Source organism: Candidatus Cybelea sp. (assembly GCA_036489315.1).
Taxonomy (GTDB): Bacteria; Vulcanimicrobiota; Vulcanimicrobiia; order Vulcanimicrobiales; family Vulcanimicrobiaceae; genus Cybelea.
In genome coordinates, this window is sequence record DASXFZ010000064.1 from 49,869 (window position 1) to 74,908 (window position 25,040).

A 25,040-nucleotide genomic window follows, 5' to 3' on the forward strand; every position below is an offset into this window, starting at 1 on the left:
GAGAGTTCGTCCCTTTGCCGCGCAGCCGACTTAAATGCCCCCAGCCTTCGCGCTGATCGCGGCTCCGCTCGGGGATGCGCCAACGTCGTCGTTGCCGACCGTTGGGTCGCTGCCGGCCGGGAAGTTCCAGCGAGCCACGCTGGTGACGCCGCAGTTCTTGACCAATCCGTTGCCGACGCCGCCGACGAAGACTCTGCTCCCTGCGTCGGTGATCGCACCCTGGAACATGTCGCAGACGGGTTTACCGTGTGCGTCCGTAAGCGTGATTTTCTTTCGCAGCACGCCACTGGCGGAGACTGGATAAATGCAGAAGCGGCTTCTGCCACCGCACCTCCTGTCGGCTACGTACCACGTTTTCTGCCCCACTGCGTACTGCACGAAACCTGGCTGATAGATCGTCCCGCCGCTGATCGGAATCGTGCGGCACCTCGACCCCCTGCAGGAGGCGACAACGCTGGTCGAGTTCTTGGTGTAGCCGTCCACCCAGAGGTTGCCGCGGCGATCGTAGCCGTCGAAAAAGTACGTCTGCATATGGGAACCGAGAATGAGCTCCTGTATCCGCTGTCGGTCGGGCGGAAGATCTGGATGTTACCCCCGCTGGGGCCGTTACTGGTAACGGCAACTTCACGGTTTATCGGGTTAACGGCGCAGCTGAAGGGCGCGCGGATCTGTCCGTAGGTTGGAGTCCACAATTCGCCCGCGCGATTTAGTTCGCCTATCCATCCCGCTCCAGCGTTGGTGATATAGACACCCCCGGTCGTGTCCGAGCACTCGCCCTGCAGGTCGCTCCCAACTGGATCGAACTGCGCCTTCAGCTTCAAGTCGGGCAGCGAATAGATATTGACGTTACCCGATGCGCTGTCTGATAGGAAAAGCAGGCGCGGCGTTTGGGCGAGGTCCGAAGCCGCCCAGCGGAGGTGGGGATGGAAGCGTGCCCGTGCATACGCGACGTCGCTCGCGCCGCGGAGACCGGACGCCGGCGACGACCCGCCGCCGCTACAGCCGGCAACGAGTACTGCGCTGCCGGTTATACCGACGGCATACCAGAAGAGCATACGTGTTTTCAATGGGAAACCGCTCCTTTCGCTTTCCGAGAAAGGGCCCGCTGCCTGGCCGACCGGTGCTCTTCCAGCTGCCCCGTCGAGCACCCCTAGGCGTTCCCCAGCACGTCGCGGTCGCGCTGAGAAAAGATGTTGAGCAAAACGCCGGCGGCGGCGAAATCGGTGATCATCGCGGAGCCGCCGTACGACATGAACGGCAGCGGGATGCCGGTGATCGGCATAATCCCGATCGTCATTCCGACGTTGACGAGCACGTGGAAGAAAAGCAACCCGACCAGGCCGCTCGCCAGCAGAAACCCGAAACGATCGCGTGCCGCAAGCATGGCGCGCACGCCCCCGTAGAGCACGGCGGCATAGAGCGCCAGCAGGAGCGCCGCGCCGACGAAGCCCCACTCCTCGGCCAGCACGGTGAAGATGAAATCGCGCGAGTGCTCGGGTACGAAGTTGAGCTGCGTCTGCGTTCCGCGATAGAGGCCGCGTCCGAACCACTCACCGTTACCGACGGCGATCTTCGACTGCGCGAGGTTGTAACCCGAACCTTGCGGGTCGGCCTTGGGATTGAGGAATACGAAGAGCCGCGCGCGTTGAAACGGTTTGAGGACCGCATTGGTTCCGACGGCTGCCGCGCCGACGACCAGCACGGCCAACGCGTAGATGCCGAAGTCGCCGAGCTTGGGCAACGCGAAGAACAGCTCGACCGTCAAGATCGCAACCAGCGTCAGGGACGTTCCCAAGTCGGGTTGCTTGAGGATCAGGAGTGCCGGAAGCGCGACGGTCAGCAGCGGCTTCCAGAGCTCTTGCAAATTCTCGTAGCGCCCGCGGCAGAGCACGGCAGCCAGTGAAATCGCGACGACGAGCTTGGCCGGCTCGGACGGTTGAAAAGTGCCGAGCGGTCCGAGTGAGATCCAGCGTTGCGCGCCGAGCGCACTGTGGCCGCCGCGCAGGATGAAGATCAGCAGCAACAGATTGATGGCGTACAAGCCGGGGGCCCAGCGCTGCCAGTTTCGGTAGTCGACGAGCGAGAGCCCGAACATCAGCGCCATTCCGAGTGCCAAGTAGAGTATCTGTCGCTTGAACTCGCCGCCCGCATCGGTATCGTGCAATCCGGCCGAGCGAATGCACAGCAAGCCGATCAGCGCGATGAAGACGGCGCCGAGCGCCAGCGGCCAGTTGAAGTTGCGAGCGTAACGTCTAGCGCCGCTGCCGAGTGCCAGGACGGCCAAGCGGCCTCAGGTCGGCGTCGGCGCTGGAGCCGCGCTCGCGGCGGGATTCTTCTTGCGCCGCCGCCGTTTGCGCACGGGCGGCGTTGCGCAGGCGGCGGCTTTCTTTTTCGGCGCGGGCGCCTCGACGGCGACTGCGTCTTCGACGACGGCCGAGGCCGTTTCGCTCACCGGCTCGACCGGCGCACCGCCGTTGCTTCCGTTACCGTGGCTGCCGTTACCGTTGGGACGATTAACCGAGATAATCGGGATGTTCGCCAGCAGCGCGAGCGCGGTATCTTGCCGTTCGAAGTTAACCTCGATCCGATCGCGGTCGACCTCGACGTGTCGCGAGATCACGTCGACGAGATCGGCCTTGAGCTTTTCGATCATCTCCGGCGCGAGTTCGAGGTGATCCGTCATGAGAACCAAACGCAGCCGCTCTTTGGCCGTCGCACTCGAGCCCGATTGCCCGAAGAGGCGTTTGAGAAACTCGATCACGCGCGCTTTCCTCCCAAAAAGGAGCTCACCCGTTCCATGAACGACGGCTTCGAGAGGGGCGGCATCGGCGCGGGAACGTCTTCGCCGGCAACTCGTGCGGCGATCGCGTGATAGGCGGCGCCGGTGGGATTCTCTCGCCGCAGCGCGAGCGGTTCGCCCCGGTTCGTCGTCACGATGATGTCGGGTTCGTCGGCGATTACGCCCAGCAGCGGAAGACGCAGTATCGCGTTCACATCGTCGACGGAGAGCATCTTGCCCTTGCGCACGAGTGCGGGACGCAGCCGATTGATGACCAGCTGCGGGCGAAAGCGGTTGCCGAGCAGCCCGACGACACGATCGACGTCGCGCACCGCCGATACCTCCGGGGTGCAGACGACGATCGCTTCGTCCGCGCCGGCGACGGCGTTCTTGAAACCGAGCTCGATGCCCGCGGGACAGTCGATCAGCACGTAGTCGAAGCGCTCGCGCAGAGACTCGATCAGCGCCTTCATCTTCTCGGTTTCGACGTCGTCTTTTTCCCGCGATTGCGCGGCCGCAAGAAGAAAGAGCGTGTCGCCGTGTTTGCTCGGAACCAGCGCGTCATCCAGCGAGGCGCGCTCCTCGAGCACGTCGAGCAGATGGTACTTGACGCGGCTCTCCAAGCCCAAAAGAATGTCGAGGTTGCGCAGGCCCACGTCGGCGTCGACGAGCACGACCTTTACGCCGCGGCTCGCGAGCGCCGTGCCGAGATTCGCGGTCGTCGTCGTCTTACCGACGCCGCCCTTGCCCGAAGTGAGAACGATCGCGCGACCGAGGCGCCGAGCCGGTGCGGCCGCCTCGGTCTCGTGTTCAACGGCCTGTGTCTGTTGCACGCGCTACCCCGCTTTCAACGCGTCGAGGAGACGACCGAAAAGACTCGTGCCGTCGAAGCTGGTAAAGGGCACCATCTCGCCTTCGAGACGGCGAGCGATCTTGTCGTAAATCGTCTTGAGGCGGCTGGCATCGTTGAGCACAATTGGTTCGCCGCGATTGGTCGTGTCGATGACCTCTTCGTCGTCGGGAACGACGCCGAGCAGCTCGATAGAGAGGACGTCGCAGACGTCGTCGACCGAGAGCATGTCCCCGCTGCGCACCATCTCGGGACGCAGGCGGTTGACGATCAAGCGAATCGGCTTGCGCTCGTGGGCGATCTTGCCGACGACCCGATCGGCGTCGCGAATCGCGCTGACCTCCGGCGTCGTAACGACGATCGCCTCGGAAGCCCCCGCGACGGCGTTTCGAAAACCGTGCTCGATGCCGGCGGGGCAATCGATCAGCACGTAGTCGGCCTGCGTTGCGGCGAGGTCGACGATCGCCGAGAACTGTTCGGTCGTGATCGCATCCTTCTCGCGCGTCTGCGCCGCGGGCAGGATCGAAAGCGACTCGAAGCGCTTGTCTTTGATCAGCGCCTGACGAAGCTGGCAGCGCCCCTCCGCGACCTCGACCAGATCGAAGACGATGCGCTTTTCGAGGCCGAGCACGAGATCGAGGTTGCGCAGCCCGATATCGGCATCGATCAAGATCACACGTTTGCCGCGCTTCGCGAGCGTCGCGCCGAGGTTTGCGGTCGTCGTCGTTTTGCCGACACCGCCTTTTCCCGAGGTGATGACGATCTTGCGCGGCGTCACGTCGAGACCGCTCCCAGCGTTCCAGATATATCGAGGCGATCGAGAGTGAGAATCGTTATCCGCCCATCACGCACGAGGGCAGCTTCGGCCACCGCCGGCCGGCTCCGCTTGCTCTCTGCATCAGCGGCGATGAAGGTCGCGATGCGCAGCTGGGTGGGTGAGAGGTCGAGAGCGTAGATGCGCGCACTCTCGTCGCTTTGCGCACCCGCGTGCGCGATGCCCCCAAGCCGCCCGAAAACCAGGATATCTCCGGTCGCGATCAGCTCCGCGCCGGGATTGACGTCGCCGACTACGACGATGTTCCCAGTGTGATGGAGAACTTGGCCGCCGCGCAGCGTCGACGCGTGATAGAGCGTCGCCGGGCCGGTCTCGACGACGTGCAGCGCGGCGGGCGGCCGCGCAGTCTCGACCGGCGGCCCGGTGTGACGGCGGACGCTCTCCTCGCCGCGGCGCCGGCGCTGGGCAATGTCGCCGCGCGCTCCCGCAAAATCGGCGACGAGCGAGCGCGCAGAATCGGAGAGCGCGGGATCGGTGCGCGGCCGCAGTGCTCTGGGGCGGACGGTCTCTTCGCGCGGCGTTTCAAACAGCAGACTGGTTCGTGCGGCGAGCGCTGCCAGCTCCTCGTCGAACCCAGCGACCCCGCGCAGCGCGATTCCCGCCTCCTCGAGGACGCCGCGCAGCCCGGCCAGCTCTTCGTCCGACGGCAAATCGGAGCCGAAGTTGACGATGGCGCTGGCTCCGCGATAGAAGCCCGGCTGCTCGGTGAGGCGAGCGTGCAGCTCCGCGAACCCCTGGCTCAAGTCACCGGGGGACAAGGTCACTTCGAGGCCGCCCCGCCTCCCTCGCAAGAGTGCCACGCTACGCTCTCCGAGAAGAACTGGGGGCAACCCCTTGTTCATCCACAAACGATTCGCAAGTTCTTGGCGTTGTCCACATATAATACACAGTCAGGCGGCGTAACCTAATCTTTGTCCGCCGGTAGAGGAATTGAGACCCGTATGCTGCGTCGCATTATTCCCGCTCTCGTCATCGTCTCGCTACTCTGTGCCGGCGGTCCGGCACCGACCGGCGCCATGTCGACGCAGGCCGAAATTGCCCTGGGCCAATCCGAGGATCAGCAGATCGTCGCCGGCAGCGTGATCGAAACCGATCCGCTGCTCAACGCCTACGTCTCCGGCGTCGCCGGGAACCTCTGGAATCAGGTCGCGCGTAAGGACGTTCCTTACTCGATCAAGATCATCCACGACAGCCAGATCAACTCCTTTGCGACGATGGGCGGATTCGTCTACGTCTACGAGGGTCTGGTCGACTTCGTGCAGTCCGACGACGAGTTGGCCAGCGTTCTCGGCCACGAGACCGGCCACATCGAGCGGCGCCACCTCATCACGACCAACACGAAGGCGGAGATTCTGAACCTTCTCTTCGGAATCGCGTCGATGTTCTCGCCGATCCTCTACGAGTTCGGCGGCCTCGCTGAGGCGGGGCTGATGGCCAAGGTTTCCCGTGAAGACGAGATCCAGGCCGATCGCTACGGGCTGCAGCTGATGTCGCGCGCGGGGTACGATCCCGAATCGATGGTGACGATGATGGCGCACCTCGGCATCCTGGAGGACGAGCACAGCGACGCGGTCAGCAAGTATCTCCAAGACCACCCCGATCCGTCGGCGCGCGTCTCGCACTTGATGGGCTACCCGGAGCTCGATCCGAGGACGATCACATCGACGCAGGAGCTCGTCCAAGCCTCGAGCGACGAAGAGCGCTCGCGCTATTCCTTCTCGCAGCTGCGCCTCGATCAGGTTTTGCATACCGATCCGCAAAACCCCGAGGCGCTGCTCGAACTCGGGCAATCCGAGCTCGCACTTGGCCTTCCGAGCAAGAGCGAACAGACGCTCGCGCAAGCGGCCCAGCTTGGATCCTCTCAGACGCGGGCGACGGCGAATCAGCGAATCACGGCGCTGCGGCAGATGGAAGTACAGCGCGTTACGCTGACCAAGCCGAACCTGCCGAAGCTCAAGGAGGCCGTGCTGGCCGGGCAGGCTGCCCAGTATTCCGCCGCAACCGAGATTCAGACTCGAGCAACCGAGGGAAAAGATCAGCTCAAGTCGGTCCAGAGCCGCCTGGAAACGATCCAATACGAGGTACCGGACCTCAGCCGCGTCAACATTCGCCGCGGCAGCCGCATCGAAGCCATCGTCAAGAACCTCACCTCGATGGCGCGCTCGGTCGATAGCACGCTCGGCGATGCGGGCGGCGACACGAGCCCGATCGGGGGCGTCGGTTCGCTCGAAAAGAATAAGGAAAACGGCCTCCTCAAGGAGAGCGCCGACATCTACGACGAGATGCTGGCTCCCTTCTCGATGAGCACCGTGCCGGCCGAATCGCTAGAGATCTTGCCCTCGTACCCGAGTATGATGAACGAGCTCACCTTGGCCGACGGCGAGATGCTGCGCTCGGTCGACGCGGCGCGAGCCTCGCTCACGATGCTCGACCAGTCGCTCGGAGATCTCGACGAGTTTTTCAAACAGCTCGACCACGCGCAAATGAGCTTCGGCGGCGACATCAGCCAAGCCGACTACTTGTCGGTCGCGCCGATGATGAAAAAGACCGTCGACGAGCTCAACTCGGCTGCAACGGCATCCTCGCAAGGCGCCCAGCTCTTCAACCTCGCGCGTTCGCGCCAGATCGGCGTGCGCATCACGCTGCTTGGGCTGGGAACCTCCCCGCAAATCTACTCGACGCTGCGGTACGCGCTGCAGCAGCGCTTCGGCTCGCCGGGCGTCTCCTACCGGACGATGCTGCACGACGATCTGACGCCGGGCGACGTCGTCACCGCGACGATCGTCGCCGCCGATATCAAGAGCACGCCGGAGAGCATCATCGCCGAGGCCAAGAGCGCCAATCAAACGATCGTCGACGTCGCCAACTCGCATAAGATGCACGCGTGGCCGCTCGAGATATTCCTCGGTCTCGTCTACCTCGACTACACCGACGATCCCGCCAAGGAGCTGCGCAAAGCCGACGGCACGATGGCGGTCGACCTCAACAAGCTCGGCTTGTAGGACTGCAATCATGGCAATCGCTGGCGACGCCCGTAATCTTTTCACGATCGTGCGCAAGGGAATCGACGTACGCACAGTTCACGCGCACGTTCGCAAGCCGTTTCGCTTTCTGCTCTGCGGCGATCTGTCGCTGGTGGCAAGGCTGCGCGCTTTGCTGCTCTCCGGACACGATGAAGAGATCGCGCGGAGCGAAGCGTCGGCCTGTCTCGAAACGATCCGCGCTGGGACACCGCTGGCCACCGACCCAAAGGAAGTTCGCGCCGTGCTCTTTCTGGGGCACCGCAACGACTGCACGGGCGTCGATTTCGCGCCGCTCTCAGCGCTCCAGGTTCCGATTCTAGCGATTACGGTCGACGCGCTCGGCACGCCGTCGGGCCCCGCGAACCTTCCGGCGCGCGGCACGTGGGGCGAATACGTCGTGCAGTGCCTCGACGCTGCCGCGTTGCGGGCGCGAGTCTTTCCGCATCTCGTCGAGTCGGCGAACGGCGTCGAAATCGCGGTGGGCCGCAATCTCCCCGTGCTGCGGGAGAGCGTTGCCGCCAAGCTGACGCGCGACGCGGCGCAGCGCGCGCTGAAAGTTGCGCTGGCAAGCGCGTTGGTCGATCATATACCGGTCGTCGGACTCGTGCTGGGGGCCTTCGCATCGGCCGGAGATATGGTGGCGATCACCGGCATCCAAGTCATGCTGATGCTGCACATCGAAGCCGCCTACGGCCGCGATCCGGACGTCGGACGCACGTGGCAGCTATTACCGGTCATCGGTGGAGGTTTCGGCTGGCGTACGCTCGCGCGCGAGCTCTCCGGCTTCGTTCCGATCGCGGGGATCGCGATCAAAGGCGCGATCGCCTATGCCGGAACGATCGTCGTCGGCGAAGGCGTTACGTTCTACTACGAACATGGGCGCTATATGAGCAAGGGTCAGGCGGCCTCGCTCTACAGCCGCACGAAAGCAGACGCGCTTGCGCTCGCACGCGAGCTCCTGCGGAAGCTGCGCAATCGTTCCTAAATCTCTGCGCGCAGCTTCGCAAGCCGGCGTCCTGCTCGGTTCGCTGGAAGCGCTGCGGCGCTATCCCGTGAAGAGCCTGCGCGGCGAGCCGCTGGATCGCGCCGAGGTAGAGCAATCGGGAATTCCGGGCGATCGAGCCGCTGCGCTTTTCGCGCGAGAGGGCGCGCGAGAAGGCAAGACGTACCGCGGCAAAGAGAACGATCGGCTTCACCTGCTCGACGAGGCAGAGGCGGCTAAGGAGCTTGCGCGTGCGCGCGGCCTCGGCCTCGAGATCCGCCGCGACGAGCACTTCTTCGACGACGCGCCGCTCTCGCTGATCGTCGACGCCTGGCTCGCGGAGGTGAGCGCCCACATCGGCTATCCGGTGCAGTGGGAACGCTTTAGGCCGAACTTCTTCGTCCGCAGCTTCGAGAATGCGGCGCCGCTCGAACGGGAACTCGTCGAACGCGAGCTTCTGCTCGGCGCGGTGCGCCTGCGCGTTCGCGCTCCGATCGGGCGGTGCGTCACCGTGACGTACCACCCAAACGGCGAACCGAGCGATCCGCGGATTCTCGAGTACGTGGCGCAGCAGCGCAGCAACCAGATGGGGATCTACTGCGACGTCGTTGCGCCGGGTGTTGTGCAGTGCGGCGACGCCTTGCGGCTGCTCTGACTCGGCCTCTAAAAACAAACGAGGCGCCGATTTTTTACTCTCGGCGCCTCGCGTCCCACACCCACACCCGGTGTGCGCCTAGAATAGCGCGGCACGCCGAAGCCCACCCTAGTTAAAGCTGACTAGACCGCACGGCACTTCCAAACGGCACGTCCAAGCGGGACAAGTTTCCCTATTCCGCGCGGGCTCTACATCGCTCGGCGGCCCTCGATCGCTTTGGCGATCGTCAGTTCGTCGGCATAGTCGAGCTCGCCGCCGATGGGCAGGCCGTAGGCAAGGCGCGTGACCGCGACGCGCAGCGGCTGGATCAAGCGGGAGAGATAGAGCGCGGTCGCTTCACCTTCGGCATTCGGATTGGTCGCCAAGATGATCTCCTGCGGGTCCTCGCGGCCGATGCGTTCGACGAGTTCTTTAACGTGAAGCTGCCCCGGCCCGATGCCGTCCATCGGCGAGATCAATCCGCCCAGCACGTGATAGCGGCCCTTGAACGCGCCGGTGCGCTCGATCGCGTACACGTCCTTCGCTTCGGCGACGACGCAGATCGCCCGCGCATCGCGCTGATCGTCGGTACAGAACTCGCACGGATCGAGCTCCGAGAGCGAGTAGCAGATCGAACAGAAGTGAACCTTGTCTTTGACGGCGAGGATCGCTTCGGCTAAGCTCTGCGCTTCGTGACGCGGGCGGTTCAACAAGTGAAAGACGAGGCGCGCCGCGGTCTTCGGGCCGATCGTCGGCAGTTTGCTGAGCTCGTTGATGAGAACGGCGACGGGATTTGCGACCGTCGTCACATCAATCCGGGAACGCGCACGCCGCCGGTGACCGACGCCATCCGTTTTTGAGAAGCGTCGTTGGCCTTGCGCAGCGCGTCGTTGACGGCGACCATAACCAAGTCCTCGAGCGTCTCGATGTCCTGCGGATCGACCGCCTCTTTCGCGATCTTCACGCGCTTGAGCGTTTGATCGCACGTGACGTCAACGGTCACCGATCCCCCCGCGGCGCTTCCGGTTACGACGGTCGCGGCGAGCTCTTCTTGGGCCTTCGCCATCTCGGCTTGCATCTTCTTGACCTGGGCCATCAACTGCGCTTGATTCATCTACAAACCTTTCGGGTGTCAGGGACCTGAACGTATGCGTTCGTTTGCATAATCGAAGAGCGCGTCGGGATCGTCGGGTTCGCGGTTCGGCTCGGATCCGGCGCCGGGAGTCGCTGCCGGAGCCTTTGCGCGTCCGGCGCTCGAATCCACCCGCAGCGTGACGCGCAGCGGAACCCCCAACACGTCGGCGATCGCGCCCTCGATGATCTTGACGTGCTCGCGCAGCGCGTCGGCGCTCCAGCCGTTGGGAAAACTCAAGACGATTGCGTTGCTTTCGAGCGATTCGATCGCCGCCCGCGACAACGGCGCCCGCAAGGATTGCCGCTCGCCTTCGATCTTGCTGCGTATGCTCTGCCAGGCGGCCCGGACCTTTTGCAGTGAGAGCGCGCCCGGGGGCGTCGCCGGCGCCTTGGGCGCGGAAAGCTTGGGTGCTTGGGGTGGGATGGCCGGTGCGACGGTCGCCGCCGTTTGGTCAGTCTTTGCGGCCGCGCCGCTCAGCCGCTCTTCCAGCGCCCCCAAACGCGCCGAGAGGCCGTCGAACGTCGGGTCCTCGCCGGCTAATACGTAGCGGAGCAGCGCCGTTTCGAGTTCGAGACGCGCGTTGCCGCCGGAGCGCGCGAGCGACTGCGCTTCACCGAATACGCGCAGCGCGCGCGTTAGCGTCGCCTGTGAAAGACCGGCCGCCTGTGCGGCGACGCGCTGTGCGTCCTCCGGCGCCAGGTCGCGGACGACGAGTTCGGGGTCGATGCGCGCTACCAGCAGATGGCGGAAGCTTGCGATCAATGCGCGGGTCAAGACGGTAAAATCCGTCCCCGCTTCGCTGGCCGCCTCGATCTCGCGCAAAGCGCTCGCAGCATCGCCCGCGAGGATGGCGTCGACGAGCTTCGCGGCGTACTGCCGCCCCGTCGAGCCCAAGGCAAGGTCCAGCGTCGCAACCGTGGCCGTTTCGCCGCTGGAGAACGCGGCGAGCTGCTCGAGCATCGTCAGCGCATCGCGGAGACCGCCGTCCGCTCGATAGGCGATTGCCGCCAGGGCCTCGTCGTCGATCGGGATGTTCTCGGCCGTCGAGATCTCGCGCATCCGCTCGATCATCACCGGAACGGAGATGCGCCGAAACGTGTAACGCTGGCAGCGCGAGAGAATTGTGACCGGAAGCCGCTCCGGCTCGGTCGTAGCGAGGATGAACACCGCGTGCGGCGGGGGCTCTTCGAGGGTCCGAAGGAACGCATTGGCTCCTTCCTTGGTTAGCATGTGAGCCTCGTCGACGATGTAGATCTTCATGCGCATCGTCGCCGGCGCAAACTTGACCGCTTCCCGTAAGGTCCGGATCTCGTCGATGCCGCGATTGCTGGCAGCGTCGATCTCGAGCACGTCGAGCGCGTTGCCTGCCAGGATGGCCAGACAGTTGTCGCAGGTGTTATCTGGGGTCGGGGTCGGACCGGCCTCGCAGTTGATGCAGCGTGCTAGAATTTTGGCGGCGGATGTCTTGCCCGAACCGCGGGGTCCGGAGAATAGGTAGGCGTGGGCGAGCTTTCCGCTATCGATCGCCGAGGTAAGGGTACGAACCACGGAGTCTTGCCCGACGAGGTCGGCAAATGTGCGGGGGCGCCAGGTGCGGTACAGGGACACGGGGGCTCAACTTAGCCGACCGTTTGGTGGCGCCTGCCGGAGGGTACGGGTGAAACGAGTCGCCGGGGGAGACGGTTATGGAGAATGCTTCCCAGGGGGCGGTGGTTCGATTTCGCTGGGGTCCACTTTAAGAAAGATGCCCGTGAATCTGCGCGCAGCACTTCAAGAGAAATTCGGATTTGATGATTTTCATCCGGGTCAGGAAGACGTCGTTTCTCGCGTCTTAGCCGGCCAGGATACGCTGGCTATTCTTGCAACGGGTGCGGGCAAGAGCTTGACGTACCAGCTCCCCGCGCTGCTGCTCGAGGGTACGACCGTCGTCGTCAGCCCACTCATCGCCTTGATGAAGGATCAGCTCGACATGCTGCGCGAGCGCGGGATCACCGATGTCGTCGCGCTCAACTCGACCCTCTCCGAAGATCAAGAGCTGCGCGCTCGCGAACGCATCGCCTCGGGGACCCTCCGCATCGTCTACACGACGCCCGAAAAGCTCGAGGACGAGGCCTTCCTGCGGCTTCTCAAGTCGATCGCGGTACCGCTCTTCGTCGTCGACGAAGCGCACTGCATCAGCCAGTGGGGACACGATTTCCGGCCGGCCTATCTCGCGCTGGGCAGCGTCATTGCCGCGCTCGGCCACCCCACCGTGCTCGCGCTAACCGCTACCGCGACGCCGTCGGTCCGCGAAGACATCCTGTATCAGCTCGGACTCGACCAAGTCAAGCCGATCGTGCGCGGATTCGATCGCCCGAATCTAATCTACGAAGCGCGCAAGGCCGACAAGGAGGCCGACAAGCTGCGCATCCTCTCGACGCTGTTTACCGGAGATGACGCGCTCGAAGGGACGGGCATCATCTACACCGCTACGATCAAGAACGCGCTGGACGTGCAGCACTACCTGCGCACGGAACTCGGCATTCCCGCCGCCGTCTATCACTCCAAGCTGCATAAAGAAGATCGCACCTCGGTTCACAATCTGTTCATGGACGAGGCGATCCGCGCGGTCGTCGCGACCAATGCCTTCGGCCTGGGCATCGACAAGCCGAACATCCGGTTCGTCCTGCACTACGACCTGCCGGGTTCCCTCGAGGCTTATACGCAAGAGGCGGGGCGCGCGGGCCGCGACGGCCTCGACTCTCGCTGCATCCTAATCTACCGCATGAGCGATACCCGAGTGCAGAACTACTTCCTCACCGGGAAGTACCCCGACGTCGAGGAGGTGCAGCGCGTCTTCGGCACGATCGAGGTCTTCGGCAATCAGCCGGGGGGCGTCTCGATGGTCGATCTTCGCAAGATTCTTCAGCTCCCGCTGACCAAGCTCAAAGTAATCCTGGCGCTGCTCAAGAAGTCCGGCTATATCGAGCACGCGGGCAAGTCCGCCTACGGCTTGACGGAGGCCGTGCGTAAGCACCGCGATTTGATCTTGAACTTGGCAAACTACGACACTAAAAAGTCCTACGACCAGAGTAAGCTCGCGATGATGCTGCAGTACGCGGAGACCGTCTCCTGCCGTCGCCGCTTCATCCTGAACTATTTCGGCGAAGACTTCGACCGGACCAACTGCGGCGCGTGCGACAACTGCATCGCGGCGTTGGCGCGCGGAACGGACGAACGCGCGGCGACCGGCGGATTCCGGATCGCCGATGTCGTCTCTCACGCGAAGTTCGGCATGGGAACGGTGGAGCGCGCCGAGCGGGATTTGGTGACCGTGCTCTTCCCGAGCGTCGGTTATAAAACGCTGTTGGCATCGGCGGTACGCCATGCCGAAGCGCAAATTGCGTAGGCTGGCGCTTCTCGCCGCCCTAACAGCGCTCTGCGCCACGGCGCAAGCCCAAACACCGTCTCCCTCGCCTTCAGCTTCGCCCGCCCCCTCGCCGGCGGTTAGCGCGACGCCCGGAGTACCCGGGCAAGGTCCGACGCCGCCGCCGATCACCGTCGAGCCGGCGGCCGCCTCCGTTCCGGTCGGCTCCGCGGTGAACGTGATCGTCGGCTCGGCGATCGCGCCGATCGCCGTCACCGTCGCCGATCCCAGCGTCGCTACGGCGGCGATCGATCCGGCCTCGCAGCGGCTGGTGATCGTCGGCAAAGCGGCGGGCGCAACGGTGATCACCCTGACCGACGCCCGCGGCGTTCGTCGCGACGTGCCGGTACGCGTTGCCTTCTTTGCCGGTACGATTCCGGCGAGCCTGCCCGTCGATATCACGGGCGATCCCGCGGCGGCCGCCTTCGTGCGCGAGCAGGTCGCGCGCGAGATCAAGAACGCGACGAAGATCCGTCCCGGGGCACAAGTAATCGTCAGTTCCGATGACGTTCCGTTTCACGGGACGCTCAATCAAGACGACGTCGCGGCCTTCGACGTTCCGGTGCTCATTCAGGCGCGCGACGCCTTAGAGGTCGACGGCTCTACGCACGTCGAGGTCCGAAACATCGCCGTGCCGCGCATCTCGCCCGATTCGCTGATGGTCAGCGACTATCCGGAGCGCTTGACGGAGGTTGGCACCCTCTTTACCGCCGATCTGCGCTCGGCCGCACCGTCGCGTTTTCTCTACTTCCATTACAATCCGCCGGGACAGCCCGATCGCCGAATCGTTCTGCGCGCGCAGAATCTCTCGCGCGAACCCTCGATCGTTCAAATGATCAGCGGCCGCGGCGGCCCCTCCGCCAACGAGATGGAGGTCGGTCACGTCGCGACCAAACGCTTTCTGATCGATCTGGTACAGAATCAGGGACGCCTGATCACGATCGACGGATCGACCTCGGCGAATATCGTCGTCCAGGATCTTCCGGCCGGAAGCATCGTCTGCAATCTGCTCCAGTTGCGCGTGCTCTCGGGCGGAAACGTTCACCTCACGCTGGTCGCCCAAGATGCCACGGCCAATCCCGACGATCCGATCGCCGTTGCGGCGCTGCTCGAGGGAGCTCGCCAACACGCACGCGGCATCTACCCGATCGCCGAGTTTCACTTCGCGACGCAGTGGCGCGTCGACTCCGATTACTTGGAGCTGCCGATCGGCCATCTTCCGCTCCCCAACGATCTGCATGGCCAAGCGCTGGCCGGCGACTACGGCGTTCTCCAGTCCTTTGTCGTAAACGTGCAGAACCCGCTCTCGTCTCCGCAAACGTTTGCGATCTACGAAAACCCGCGCGGCGGGCGCGCGACCGGCACCTACATCATCGACGGGGTCCTCGTGCAATCGCACCAAGTGCCGGCGTACTCCCGATACAAAGTACGCCAATACGTCGTTCCCGCGCACGGCTTCGTCCGCGTAACGATCGTCACGATGCCGGAGGCGGGCTCGAGCCTGCCGCTGCGTTTGATCTTCGCACCCGATGACGGAAGCGTAGCGCCGGGCGGCCCCGGCTCACCGATTTACTAGGAGCCCGCGACGCTTTCGTAGATGCGCTGCATCGCCGCGGCGCTCGATTCCCAAGAGAACCGCTCGATCGCGCTGCGCCGAACGCGCGCCGCATGCGCCTCGGCCTCCCCGCTCAACGCCGCCGTCAGCGCCGCTATCCAGGCGCGCTCGTCGCCGACGCCCGCGACCACGGCGTCGTCGCCGGCGATCTCCGGAAGCGAAGCGCAATCCGAAACGACGCACGGAACTCCGGCGCAGAGCGCCTGCGCCGCGGGATAACCGAATCCTTCGTAGCGCGACGCAAGCGCCACGACCGCGGCTTCCCCGTACAGCGCTAGGAGCTCTTCGCGGGAGACGTACCCGCGCAGTTCCACTCGCGGCGCAACGTTGAGACGCTCGGCGAGCGCCGTGCACTCGGCGGCGTACTCCGTCTGCGGTCCCACCGAGACCAAACGGGCGCCGTCCAACTGCGGCAGCAGGCGAATCAGCAGTTCGAGGTTCTTTCGGCGTTCGACGGTTCCGACGGCAAGGATCGTGCGTCCGTCGCCGGCACCGCGCGCGATCTCGCAAAACTCGGGCGAGACGCCGGGATACACGACCCGCACGCTTTGCGTGGGGATGCCGCCGAGCACTTCCAGCAGAGCTCCTCGCGAAAACGACGAGTCGACGACGATCGCGGCGGCCGCGCGATACTGTGCGAGCGAAAACCTTCCGAAATAGTACCGCGCGTAGGCGCGCGCGTGCGCCTGCACGTGCAGCCACGCGACGTCGTGAACGGTGACGACGACCGGCATCGGCCGCAGCAGCGGCATCGTCCCCGACGCGCAATGCAGCACGTCCGCCCCGCTCGAGCGCGCACGCAGCGGAAGGACGGTTTGGTCCCAGCGTACGCGCCGGTCGAAGCGCCACGGATCGAGCCGCGGCTCACGCAACTCCACTACGTCGACGCCGCGGCGGCGGAGCGCCGCCGCCAAGCCCGTCACGTACTCGCCGATTCCCGTCGCCGTGCCGACGCCTAACTGCGCGTCGAGCGCGACCCTCACCGCAGATCGCGTTCCAATGCACGAACCATCAACGAATGCACGTCGAGCGCGCGTGCGCGCGCCAAATAGAGCTTCGCGGTGAACCGGTCGCCGTTTTCAAAGGCGATCACCCCGAGCCCCGCGACGGCATCGGCGCTGGTTGGATCGATCGCGACCGCCTGCCGGAAGAGCTGCGCGGCGCGCGCGCGTTCGTCGAGCAGATCGGCTTGATTGGCGTCGGCGATGACGTAGCGTTCCGAGAGCGGCGCTAGGCGTGCCGCCGCCTCGAACTCGGCCAGTGCTCTGCGCAGCCAAGCCCGCTGCGGCGCACTTCCGGGCACCTCTCTCCAGGCCGTTTCATTGGCAAACAGACCCATCTGCCAATGCGTTTGCGCGAGGGCATCGGGATGTGTGGTGCGCGCGCTCAAACGCCGCGCCAAGAGAGCCTCCAGGTCGTAGGCAGCCTGTGGATCGCCGACGGCGCGCCGTTGCGCTTCCGCCGCGACGGCGCCGGCGTCGAAGGCCGCCAGCGCGTACTCGAACGCGAGCTGCCGCGAGCCCATTGCACGTGCGGCTTGGGATAGAAGCTCGTCCCGATTCGACGAGGCGGGCAGGCGCAGTGCGTAGTGCTGTGCCGCGGCAGCGTCACCTCGCTCGAGCGCGAGCTGCGCCAGCGACGACTCGACGTACGGCGCCGGCGCGATCCGGTCGAGGACGAGATAAACGCGCTCGCCGAAGTCCTGGGGAATTCGGTGCGGAATCGTGTGCGGTGCCGCCGCGCGCGCGTCGAGTGCCTCCGACGCGAACTGTACGAGCGCGAGAGCGACGAGCAGCGACGTCAGCACGGCAGCGACCGACGCTCGAAAGAACGAGAGCGGGCGCGACTGCAGCGGCCTAAAACTTGACGGTAAAGTTGACGTCTTCGCCGGTTTGCGTGTAGCCGTTGAGCGGGAGAACGCTCTGCCCGTACCGGTTCTGGTATGCAGAGACCGAGAGGGTGCTCGACGAGGAGGGAATCGTATAGGTGAGCCGCCCGATATAGGAGTTGTTCGCTGCGTCGAGGTTCTCGAGGCCCGGCAGGACGTAGCCGCCCGAGGATCGCTGTGCGTCGTAGTTCAGATTCAGCGTCAAGCCGTGAATGACCGGAACCGCCAGACCCGCGCGCAAAGAAACCTTATTCGAGCCGGCATAGTTCGGCGCGGCCAACGCGGCGTTGGCATCGGGCAGGTGCCACGCGGGTACGGCGGGGGGTGTCGCGGTAAGTCCGCCGATATCGCTCTGAGCCGCCCCTTCGTACTGACCGGAGACGCTGAGATTGAATCCTCTTGACGCTTTGAGATCGGGATTGAACTCCAGCGGAAGATCCTTGGTGAGTGCGGGCGCGGCGGGCGAGGACGTGCTATCGAACGCGAGCGTGCCCGGACCGGGAGAGATGTTCGGCACCGGCGCGACCGGTTGATAGGCGACCGTTAGGAGCGGACTCTGCGCACCCGAAAGCTGCTCGCTCGGCTGTGACGCCGGCGGTGCGAAACGGATCTGCGTAGAGAGGAGGCCGGCGTCGGCCGCGCGCGCGAGATACGATGCATCGGTGCCCAGACTACTCACGGCGATTTGTTGCCGCAGCACGGCGACCGAACCGCCTCCCAGGTTCTGCGGTGTGCTCGAATCGGTTCCCGGTACGCGCAGCGCGAGCTCGTGCAGCGGCGACTCGCTGACGCGATCGCCGTTTTGCGCGGAAAAGGATGCCGTCGAATCTGCAGTTTCGCCGAAGAGGCGCAGCATCAGCTGCGAGGCGAGATCCGGTTCCGACCGTGGCATGGGTAGGAGGTTGGCCTGTGCGGCACGCGCCAACGTTAGCGCGAGTGCTGCGCTCGTTAGGACGGCGACGATCCGACGCACGAAACCTCCGTTCCTCTCCAGTCGATTCCCCGTGCGACGCTGCCGCCTCAGCGTGCTTTTGCGTGGGGTCTGTTAGCTTGGAGGTTGAGCGCCCAGTCCCCTTGCGAGGAAGCGGCGGGCGATGACGATCGCGGCGTAGTCGTCCACCGGCCGCCCCGGCACCTGAAGGCCGATCGGGATCAGCCGTCGCCAGCCTCTCGGCGGGTGCTCCACGAAGTAGAGGCTTCGGGCCGCGCGGCTCGTCTCGAACTCATCCACCCAGAAAATCGGCAGCTCGAAGCGCTCGACGACCCGCCCAACCGCACGGCCGTTGGTTCCCCGGCCGATCGCAATGCGCTCCACGTCGATCCTTCCGAGCAGCTCGGCCACACGCTGCTCCAGCTCCCCGACCGGCTCGATACCGGCTTCGAGGACCGTGCCGAGCGCCGAGAGCACCGCATAGCCGGCCTTGCGGCGCCCCGGGTCGATGGCCAGCACCGCCCCGTCCGCGCTCACGGCCGGGGCGTCAGGACGATCACGATCGGGATGCCGCCGACGTGCGGATAGAAATCCTCGGCGACGTACGCGGTGAGCAGAAAGGTGCCCTGGCGGGAGATTCGCTGCTGCATCTGCTGCGCGTCGGGAATTAGCTGAAGCGGCTGAATGTCGGTAAGGAACGTGGGGAGCTGCAGCCGCCGGGCCGTGATCGAGACGTAGTTCTGCAGCTGCGAAAGCGCGATGTTGATGCTCGCGCCGCTCTTGCCTGGGATCACGAGCTGCGCGATCGTGTCACCCTTGCGAAAGTAGCGGATGTCCGGCGTCACGTTGATCGCGAAGTGAATCTGGTCGTTTTCGAACAGATTCTGATCCGAGGTTACGGTGAGCATGACGTTTGCCTGCGAGAGCTTCGCCGCGGTCGTCAGATCGTTGGCGACGCCGCTGAGCTTCTTGTCTACGTCGGGCGGCAAGACGTACGGGCGCAGCCCCAAGCGAGGATAGGTCGCGTTGACGTACTTCACCGCAAAGAAGTAGTAGTCGCGAATCGTCGACAGGCGCTGCGCGGGTGACGCCGACTGGCTGATGATGCGGTAGAACGGGACCATTAACGTGTCGACCGGAAAGACGAGCCGCCCGCTGTTGACCTTGGTTTCGAGATCGCGCTGGCGAGCCTGGAGTTCCCCGATCTGGGCGTTGATCGAATTGAGCTTGAAGAACGCCGTCTTCACCTGTTGCGAGGCAAATATCGCGCCGAGCGTGACGACCAGGGCGATCACCATACCGGTCGCGATTGCGACGATCGTCGACGTGTAACGCGGGCGTATTCCGAACAGGCTCAAGCGCCGGCGGCCTACCTGATGGCCGACGCGATCGCCGACGTAGGCGACCGCACCGGCGATCGCCATGACGAACGCGACGTTGCCGATCCCGCGGACGATCTCGACGAAGCTCATACCATTGCGGCTCGGCGCAGCCGGAACAACCCGATCGCGGTGAACAGCAGATTCGGCATCCACGCCCAGAGTGCGGCCAGCGTTAGCATCGCTTCGCCCGCAAACGAGCAGATCGTCATGACGACGTAGTAAACGAAGACGATGGCCAACGAGAGCCCGAAGCCGAGGCTCGTGCTGCCGCTCGACCGGATCTGTCGCAATCCAAACGGTATGGCGATGAGAATGAAGACGAAGCTTGCAAAGGGCCGCGCCAGCTTCTCCTGATAGGTCGTAACGTACTTGCGGCGCTCGGTCTCGGTTAGCTGGCCGGAGCGGACGACGTCGGCGATCTCCGATCGGCTCATATTCTCGGGATCGTCGTTGCTCATGCGCTTGACCAAATCCGTTGGCTTTTCGCCGATTTGGACCTCCTGGAACGGGATGTGCGGCTCGGAGAGCGTCGTGCCGTCGGGACTGAAACGATAAACGCTGGAGTTCTCCAGCGTCCACTTATCGGCGCCGAACTCGGCCCGGTCGGCAAAGATGATCTGGCGGGGCTCGTTGTGGTTGTCGTATTGAATCAGCGTTACGTGGAGCAGCGCGCGCGAGTTCGGCTCGTACGCGGTCGCGATCGTCATCTGTCTTCCGCCGCCGGGCAGCGGGGCCGAAACCGTCAAGTCGCGGTTGAACGCGCTGATGTGATTGATCACGCCGTTTTCGATCTCCGTGAGCTGATCGTTGGCATACGGTACGACGCTCTCTTGGAGATAGTACGTGACCACCGACATGACGATACCGACGGCCAACAGGGGCGCCACGATTCGGGTGAAGGTAATTCCCGCCGCCTTCATCGCGGTCATCTCGCTCTCGCCCGAGAGTCGCTGAACGGCGAGCAGCGTGCCGAGCAGCAGCGCCATCGGTATCACGAGCACGACGTCGGCCGGCAGCGACCAAAGGAAGACCGTCAGCGCAGCCCACAGCGGCGCGTGATCGTTGCTCACCAGCTTGCCGATGTTCAAGATCTCGGTCGCCGCGAAGATGAGCATGAATGCCGACAGGCCGAAGACGAACGGACCGCCCAGCTCGGCCAGCATATAGCGATCGAGAATCGTAAAGCGCACTAGCGGCCTATAACCGGAATCCTTCGCCGAGATAGAATTGGCGGGCGATCGGGGAGTCGAGGACTTCCTGCGCGGAGCCCGAGACCTCGATTCGCCCGTTGTTGAGGATGTACGCGCGGTCCACGATCGCGAGCGTTTCGCGTACTTGGTGATCGGTGATGAGGATCCCGAGACCGCGGTCGCGCAGCTGACGGATCATCGCTTGAATATCGGCGACGGCGATCGGATCGATGCCGGTGAAAGGCTCGTCGAGCAAGAGAAACGAGGGTTCGATCGCCAGCGCCCGGGCGATCTCGACGCGCCGCCGCTCGCCTCCGGAAAGACTGTCCCCGCGCGCATCGACGAAAGCGCGTAAACCGAACTCTTCGAGCAATGCCGGCAGCCGCCGTTCGCGCTCGTCGTGCGGCACGCCGTTCTGCTCCCAGATCAGGCGGATGTTGTCGCCGACGGAGAGCTTGCGAAAGATCGAGTTCTCCTGTGCGAGATAGCCGACACCGTTGCGCGCGCGCGCGTACATCGGCGCGCCGGTCAGATCGATCTCGCGATCGCCGTTGGTCAGGAGCACGCTTCCGCCGTCGGGTTTGACCAGGCCGACGACCATGTAGAACGTCGTCGTCTTGCCGGCTCCGTTGGGCCCGAGCAGGCCGACCACTTCGCCCGTCTCTACCCCGGCCGTAACGCCGTTGACGACGGTGCGCTCGCCGTAGCGTTTGACGAGCCCGCGTACCTTGATCGAGGGGACCTGGCTCATTGCATCCGCATGTGCGTCAGCGAAATATCGGAATCGAAACTGGACCCGGTTGCGCGAAAGCCTTTGGGGTCGGTAATCACTACGTTGCCGTCTCCGTGTAAGCTAGCGTTGTCTCGACGATAAACGAGCTCGTCGCAGTGCAGCGTCATCCCGGCCGCTGTGTGAGCCGCCACGCCGCCGGTCAACGTGACGGTGTTCGCGGTCTGATCGACGACGGCTTGCGGAGCGCTGGCCGTGATCCTGGAGCCTTTCGGGTCCCGAAACGTAACCCGGGCATCCGAGAAGACCGAGCGCATGCTGTTCTGCGGGCCCTTGCTCTCGTACGAGCTCGCCAGCAGATCGTAGTTTATGCGGTTGTGGACTTGCTGAATGAAATGGATGGGACGATCTGCCGTGCCTTTCCCGGTGACCACGAGGGTGAGCCCGGCGCCCTTGGCGTGCGGCGTTGCGCGTGGCCGGGGCGATGGGGACCTTTTGGGCGCCTGCGGGTTGCACGCGCACAGCGTCGTTAGAACGAGCGCCGCAGCCGTTCGAATGGGCCGCACTAGGGAACCTCGCGAGAGGCCGCCGTGGCAAGCGCGAGCGCCAACGTGGGCATCCATAGTCCAAAGATTACCACGCTCACGGTGTCGATCAGGCCTTGAACGCCTACCCCGACCAGGCCGGCAGCGATGCTGCAGGAGAGCAGCGCTGCCGATGGCGTGGCGGTCGCCAGCCGCCGCTGCAGTTCTTGCACGAAACGCCACATCGTCCAGGCGACCGCGGCGACGCCGACGAGACCGAACTCGGCGAAAAACGTGAGGTAGAGGCTGTGAGCGTGGAATGCCGTCGCATCCCCGTCCGGCGCGCGTACCAGCGCGTAGAGATGCGAGAAGTTGAACGGGCCGACACCCAGCAGCGGGAAGCGGTTGATGATCTCGATCGCCGCCTGCCAAATCGAGAGGCGCGTGTAGTCTTCGCTCGGATCGTGATGCGCGTTGAAGACCAGCACGATCGCCAAAAGGCCGGCACAGGCGACCCCCGCCGCAACCGCGGGACGACGAGTACGCACAGCGACCAGGAAGGCCGCCGCCGCCGCCGCGCCCATCCATCCGGCGCGCGAAAACGTCATCACCAGCGCAATGAGTCCGACGCCGAAGACGCTCCATGCCAACGCTCGAATCGCCGGCAGACTGGCAACGCGCGCGACGGCAAAGGCGACCGGCAGCAGCACGATCAGGTACCCGGCGAGCTCTCCGGGCAGGATGAACGTTCCGGTCGCGCGCCCGTGCTGCAGCGCATAGAGTGCCGCCGGTACGCGCAGCACGACCGTTGCGATGGCAACCGCCGCCGCGATGCCCCCCGAGAGGAGATACGCGCAGAAGAGCGATGCCGCCGCATAGCGATCGCCGTAGAAGCGCATGATCGAGGAGTGCCAAATGATGCCGAGCCCGCCGATGAAGGTGAAGAGCAGACCTGAGCGCGGATCGAAGCCCAGGCATCCGGCGAGCAATCCTGCGGCGAAGATCGAGAGCAACGGTAGAAACAGCGGCTGCGAGCCGCGCAGCGGATATCGCGCGAGCATGACGATCGCGTAGACGGCAAGGATGCAGCAGCCGCCGAGCACCGCGAGCGTCGCCGGAATAGGCAGCAGCGACACACCCGGAAACGCCACCCCGGTCAGCGCGATGAAGCTTGGAAAAAGCGGAAGCGCCGAGTAGATCAGCGCGAGGCCGGGCGGAATGAAGCGCCGCATCAGTCGCCGCGCGCGAGCGCCAGGATAGTCGCGGCAATGCGCCGCGCGCCGCCCGGGCTCCCCATGCGCGCGCGCCCGATTTCGGCCATCCGCCGGCGTCGATCGGGATCGTTCAAGAGGTCGAGAACGCCGCTGACCGCCGTGGGAAGATCGCCGGGAAGTACGGCGAGCGCACCGTCGAGCAGGCCCTGCTGCCGCCGGCGGTACCAGCGGGACCCGGCGTCGCGCTCGCGATCGAAAGCAACGACCGGAACGCCCGCCGCCGCCGCGCCTTCGTTGGCCGTCCCGGCCTGTCCGAGAACGAGGTCGGCGCGCGCGAGCACCGCGCCGAGCGGCCCGTTCCACGCCCGCACGACTGCTCGCCCGTTTGCCGAAAGCGCGAACGGGATTCGCGCAGAGAGTGCGCCGCTTACCTCCCATCCGGCGCGCCGCGCTTGCGTTGCGAAGCGCTGCGGATCGAGCCCCGCGGCGATCGAGAGCACGGCCCCCGCCGTCGGATGCGCGACCGCGATCTCCGCGACGACCTGCAGCAAGAAGGCGCCATCGCCGTATGCGCTGGGGCGGCTGCCGGGGAAGAGCGCGAGCGCCGGATCGAAACCGGCGTGCGCGCGGGCCGCGTCGGCATCCCCCGCGTTACCGAAGAGATCGACGATCACGTTTGCGCTTGGCTCGACGCTCACTCCGTCTTCGCGCAGCGCACGTGCCGTCGCGTCGTCGCGTACGAAACACGCCTGCGCGCGCGAGAGCAGGCGCTTTTCGAGCCGTCCGTAGGGCGCCACGCTCACGCTTTTCGCCGTGCCCACGAAAACCGTCTTCGTTCGCGCGCGCCGCGCCATCGCCAAGCAATAGACGTCGCCCACGGCAACCACCGCGTCGTACGATCCGCGCACCGAGCCCAGAAAACGCCGCTGCGCCGCCACCAGCGATAAAAGCCCCGCGCGCAAATCGCGCAGCAAGTTGCCGACGTTGCCCATCGCGATCAAACCGCCGCTGGGCATCGCGCGGCGCGGCCCAACCTCTCGCATCGACTCGGCCGCGCTCGCGCCCACCAACGCGAGATGGTCGCGGATCGATCCGGGCTCCATCGCGCGCATCTCGAGGGCGATGCGATCGGCGATGGCCGCCTCGCCGTGTCCGTTCGAGACGAAGAGCACGCGCGTCACGATGCTTCCAGCAGCGGCAGCAACGCGAAGTCGGCGAGCACGAACCGGCCCCGCTCCGGCGCGTAAACGAGTTCGCTGCGCGAGACGAACTCTCCGTACGGGCCGGCGTGAACGATCGGCACGTCTCCGGCGTAGCGCGGCTGCGCGAGCGTGTCGTGGCTATGCCCGCCCAGCAGCAAATCGATCCGGGGTACGCGTTGTGCGAGTTTTACGTCGAGCGAGAGCCCCAGATGCGAAAGCACGACGAGGGGCTCGCGCGGCGCGAGCGCGGCGGCGTACGGGGCGATCGCCTCCCACGGATCCAGGAAGCGCCAGCCAAAGACGCGCTCCCAGAGACTGCCGACGGGATACTGCATGATCAGCAAGCCCAAAACGTGCACGCGGTAAGTTCCGCCCACACCGTCGGGCACGGCGAAGCGCAGCGACTGCGCAAAGGGCAGCTCGCGTCCCTTGACGTCGCGCAGGTTCGTGCAGACCAGCGGATAGCCCATCATCCGCGCGCGAGCGCGCAAGAGCGCAAACAGATAGTGGAACTCGCGGTTGCCGATGCTCTGCGCGTCGTAGCCGGCTTCGCGGAGTTCCCCGACGATCGGCTCGGTGCGGTGGTAGACGGTTTGGCTGCCGCGCAGCGAATCGCCGCAATCGAACAAGAGCCCCGGGCGCTGCGCGCGCAGCGCGCGCAGCCGCGGTGCGAATCCCCGATGGTCGTGAAGATCGGACGTATGGTAGATGCGAAGCACG

25 protein-coding genes are annotated in these 25,040 nt (G+C 65.0%); 5 read left to right on the plus strand and 20 right to left on the minus strand.

Going from position 1 to position 25,040, the window contains the following annotated elements; genetic code table 11:
- Positions 1-30 precede the first annotated feature (30 nt).
- From VGG51_14960 to minC, 6 genes are all read right to left on the minus strand, one after another.
- Positions 31-531, minus strand: a complete 501-nt coding sequence (locus tag VGG51_14960) for a hypothetical protein (GenBank protein HEY1884327.1) — start codon at positions 529-531, stop codon at positions 31-33.
- A gap of 619 nt (positions 532-1,150) precedes the next feature.
- On the minus strand, positions 1,151-2,284 hold the full coding sequence (rodA, locus tag VGG51_14965) for a rod shape-determining protein RodA (protein HEY1884328.1): 1,134 nt from the start codon (positions 2,282-2,284) through the stop codon (positions 1,151-1,153).
- Positions 2,285-2,290: 6 nt separating this feature from the next.
- Positions 2,291-2,761, minus strand: a complete 471-nt coding sequence (gene minE / locus VGG51_14970) for a cell division topological specificity factor MinE (GenBank protein ID HEY1884329.1) — start codon at positions 2,759-2,761, stop codon at positions 2,291-2,293.
- Positions 2,758-3,612, minus strand: a complete 855-nt coding sequence (minD, locus tag VGG51_14975) for a septum site-determining protein MinD (protein ID HEY1884330.1) — start codon at positions 3,610-3,612, stop codon at positions 2,758-2,760. Before minD (VGG51_14975) ends, minE begins: the two co-directional genes overlap by 4 nt.
- A 3-nt stretch (positions 3,613-3,615) precedes the next feature.
- Positions 3,616-4,407, minus strand: coding sequence for a septum site-determining protein MinD (gene minD / locus VGG51_14980; protein ID HEY1884331.1), 792 nt, complete (start codon positions 4,405-4,407; stop codon positions 3,616-3,618).
- On the minus strand, positions 4,404-5,264 hold the full coding sequence (gene minC / locus VGG51_14985; GenBank protein HEY1884332.1) for a septum site-determining protein MinC: 861 nt from the start codon (positions 5,262-5,264) through the stop codon (positions 4,404-4,406). Before minC ends, minD (VGG51_14980) begins: the two co-directional genes overlap by 4 nt.
- Positions 5,265-5,405: 141 nt before the next feature.
- Between minC and VGG51_14990 the strand changes: the two genes are divergently transcribed.
- From VGG51_14990 to VGG51_15000, 3 genes are read left to right on the plus strand one after another with little or no spacing between them, the layout of a single operon-like run.
- Positions 5,406-7,466, plus strand: a complete 2,061-nt coding sequence (locus VGG51_14990) for a M48 family metalloprotease (GenBank protein ID HEY1884333.1) — start codon at positions 5,406-5,408, stop codon at positions 7,464-7,466.
- Positions 7,467-7,476: 10 nt separating this feature from the next.
- The gene (locus VGG51_14995; protein HEY1884334.1) at positions 7,477-8,472 is read left to right on the plus strand and encodes a hypothetical protein; all 996 of its coding nucleotides are present in this window, start codon (positions 7,477-7,479) and stop codon (positions 8,470-8,472) included.
- The gene (locus VGG51_15000; protein HEY1884335.1) at positions 8,426-9,124 is read left to right on the plus strand and encodes an MOSC domain-containing protein; all 699 of its coding nucleotides are present in this window, start codon (positions 8,426-8,428) and stop codon (positions 9,122-9,124) included. The genes VGG51_14995 and VGG51_15000 overlap by 47 nt, the downstream gene beginning before the upstream one ends.
- A gap of 188 nt (positions 9,125-9,312) precedes the next feature.
- On the opposite strand, the gene recR is transcribed toward VGG51_15000, so the two are convergent.
- From recR to dnaX, 3 genes are read right to left on the minus strand one after another with little or no spacing between them, the layout of a single operon-like run.
- Positions 9,313-9,912: a recombination mediator RecR gene (gene recR / locus VGG51_15005; protein ID HEY1884336.1), complete on the minus strand. Its 600-nt coding sequence runs from the start codon at positions 9,910-9,912 to the stop codon at positions 9,313-9,315.
- On the minus strand, positions 9,909-10,217 hold the full coding sequence (locus VGG51_15010; GenBank protein ID HEY1884337.1) for a YbaB/EbfC family nucleoid-associated protein: 309 nt from the start codon (positions 10,215-10,217) through the stop codon (positions 9,909-9,911). The genes recR and VGG51_15010 overlap by 4 nt, the downstream gene beginning before the upstream one ends.
- An 18-nt stretch (positions 10,218-10,235) precedes the next feature.
- On the minus strand, positions 10,236-11,846 hold the full coding sequence (dnaX, locus tag VGG51_15015) for a DNA polymerase III subunit gamma/tau (protein ID HEY1884338.1): 1,611 nt from the start codon (positions 11,844-11,846) through the stop codon (positions 10,236-10,238).
- Between the two features lie 142 nt (positions 11,847-11,988).
- Between dnaX and VGG51_15020 the strand changes: the two genes are divergently transcribed.
- Positions 11,989-13,626 (plus strand): ATP-dependent DNA helicase RecQ, encoded by a 1,638-nt coding sequence (locus tag VGG51_15020; GenBank protein ID HEY1884339.1) that lies wholly within the window; start codon positions 11,989-11,991, stop codon positions 13,624-13,626.
- Positions 13,619-15,220 carry a pilus assembly protein N-terminal domain-containing protein gene (locus VGG51_15025; GenBank protein HEY1884340.1) on the plus strand — a complete coding sequence of 534 codons (1,602 nt, stop codon included), beginning with the start codon at positions 13,619-13,621 and terminating at the stop codon, positions 15,218-15,220. Before VGG51_15020 ends, VGG51_15025 begins: the two co-directional genes overlap by 8 nt.
- Here the strand turns inward: VGG51_15025 and VGG51_15030 are convergent.
- The 11 genes from VGG51_15030 to VGG51_15080 all read right to left on the minus strand — a co-directional run bounded on the left by VGG51_15030 (position 15,217) and on the right by VGG51_15080 (position 25,039).
- Positions 15,217-16,242, minus strand: a complete 1,026-nt coding sequence (locus tag VGG51_15030) for a glycosyltransferase family 1 protein (GenBank protein ID HEY1884341.1) — start codon at positions 16,240-16,242, stop codon at positions 15,217-15,219. The two genes, VGG51_15025 and VGG51_15030, sit on opposite strands and share 4 nt — an antisense overlap.
- The gene (locus tag VGG51_15035; protein HEY1884342.1) at positions 16,239-17,066 is read right to left on the minus strand and encodes a hypothetical protein; all 828 of its coding nucleotides are present in this window, start codon (positions 17,064-17,066) and stop codon (positions 16,239-16,241) included. Before VGG51_15035 ends, VGG51_15030 begins: the two co-directional genes overlap by 4 nt.
- Before the next feature lie 49 nt (positions 17,067-17,115).
- Positions 17,116-18,039, minus strand: coding sequence for a hypothetical protein (locus VGG51_15040; protein HEY1884343.1), 924 nt, complete (start codon positions 18,037-18,039; stop codon positions 17,116-17,118).
- Between the two features lie 153 nt (positions 18,040-18,192).
- Entirely contained in the window at positions 18,193-18,597 is a 405-nt protein-coding gene (locus VGG51_15045; GenBank protein ID HEY1884344.1) for a hypothetical protein, read from the minus strand.
- A 14-nt stretch (positions 18,598-18,611) separates the two neighbouring features.
- Positions 18,612-19,550, minus strand: coding sequence for a DUF3084 domain-containing protein (locus tag VGG51_15050; GenBank protein ID HEY1884345.1), 939 nt, complete (start codon positions 19,548-19,550; stop codon positions 18,612-18,614).
- Positions 19,547-20,650: an LptF/LptG family permease gene (locus VGG51_15055; GenBank protein ID HEY1884346.1), complete on the minus strand. Its 1,104-nt coding sequence runs from the start codon at positions 20,648-20,650 to the stop codon at positions 19,547-19,549. The genes VGG51_15050 and VGG51_15055 overlap by 4 nt, the downstream gene beginning before the upstream one ends.
- Before the next feature lie 7 nt (positions 20,651-20,657).
- On the minus strand, positions 20,658-21,401 hold the full coding sequence (gene lptB / locus VGG51_15060; protein HEY1884347.1) for an LPS export ABC transporter ATP-binding protein: 744 nt from the start codon (positions 21,399-21,401) through the stop codon (positions 20,658-20,660).
- Complete coding sequence (lptC, locus tag VGG51_15065) at positions 21,398-21,946, minus strand: LPS export ABC transporter periplasmic protein LptC (GenBank protein ID HEY1884348.1); 549 nt, start codon at positions 21,944-21,946, stop codon at positions 21,398-21,400. The genes lptB and lptC overlap by 4 nt, the downstream gene beginning before the upstream one ends.
- The gene (locus tag VGG51_15070) at positions 21,946-23,136 is read right to left on the minus strand and encodes an O-antigen ligase family protein (protein HEY1884349.1); all 1,191 of its coding nucleotides are present in this window, start codon (positions 23,134-23,136) and stop codon (positions 21,946-21,948) included. The genes lptC and VGG51_15070 overlap by 1 nt, the downstream gene beginning before the upstream one ends.
- Positions 23,136-24,299, minus strand: coding sequence for a hypothetical protein (locus VGG51_15075; GenBank protein ID HEY1884350.1), 1,164 nt, complete (start codon positions 24,297-24,299; stop codon positions 23,136-23,138). The genes VGG51_15070 and VGG51_15075 overlap by 1 nt, the downstream gene beginning before the upstream one ends.
- Positions 24,296-25,039 carry a metallophosphoesterase gene (locus VGG51_15080; protein ID HEY1884351.1) on the minus strand — a complete coding sequence of 248 codons (744 nt, stop codon included), beginning with the start codon at positions 25,037-25,039 and terminating at the stop codon, positions 24,296-24,298. The genes VGG51_15075 and VGG51_15080 overlap by 4 nt, the downstream gene beginning before the upstream one ends.
- Position 25,040 lies beyond the last annotated feature (1 nt).

What these genes read in the sequence shown, in the direction of transcription:
- VGG51_14960 (HEY1884327.1), bottom strand. Translation starts at nt 531, where the DNA reads ATGCAGACGTACTTTTTCGACGGCTACGATCGCCGCGGCAACCTCTGG.
- VGG51_14990 (HEY1884333.1), top strand. Translation starts at nt 5,406, where the DNA reads ATGCTGCGTCGCATTATTCCCGCTCTCGTCATCGTCTCGCTACTCTGT.
- VGG51_14995 (HEY1884334.1), top strand. Translation starts at nt 7,477, where the DNA reads ATGGCAATCGCTGGCGACGCCCGTAATCTTTTCACGATCGTGCGCAAG.
- VGG51_15010 (HEY1884337.1), bottom strand. Translation starts at nt 10,217, where the DNA reads ATGAATCAAGCGCAGTTGATGGCCCAGGTCAAGAAGATGCAAGCCGAG.
- VGG51_15040 (HEY1884343.1), bottom strand. Translation starts at nt 18,039, where the DNA reads ATGCCACGGTCGGAACCGGATCTCGCCTCGCAGCTGATGCTGCGCCTC.
- VGG51_15050 (HEY1884345.1), bottom strand. Translation starts at nt 19,550, where the DNA reads ATGAGCTTCGTCGAGATCGTCCGCGGGATCGGCAACGTCGCGTTCGTC.
- lptB (HEY1884347.1), bottom strand. Translation starts at nt 21,401, where the DNA reads ATGAGCCAGGTCCCCTCGATCAAGGTACGCGGGCTCGTCAAACGCTAC.
- VGG51_15070 (HEY1884349.1), bottom strand. Translation starts at nt 23,136, where the DNA reads ATGCGGCGCTTCATTCCGCCCGGCCTCGCGCTGATCTACTCGGCGCTT.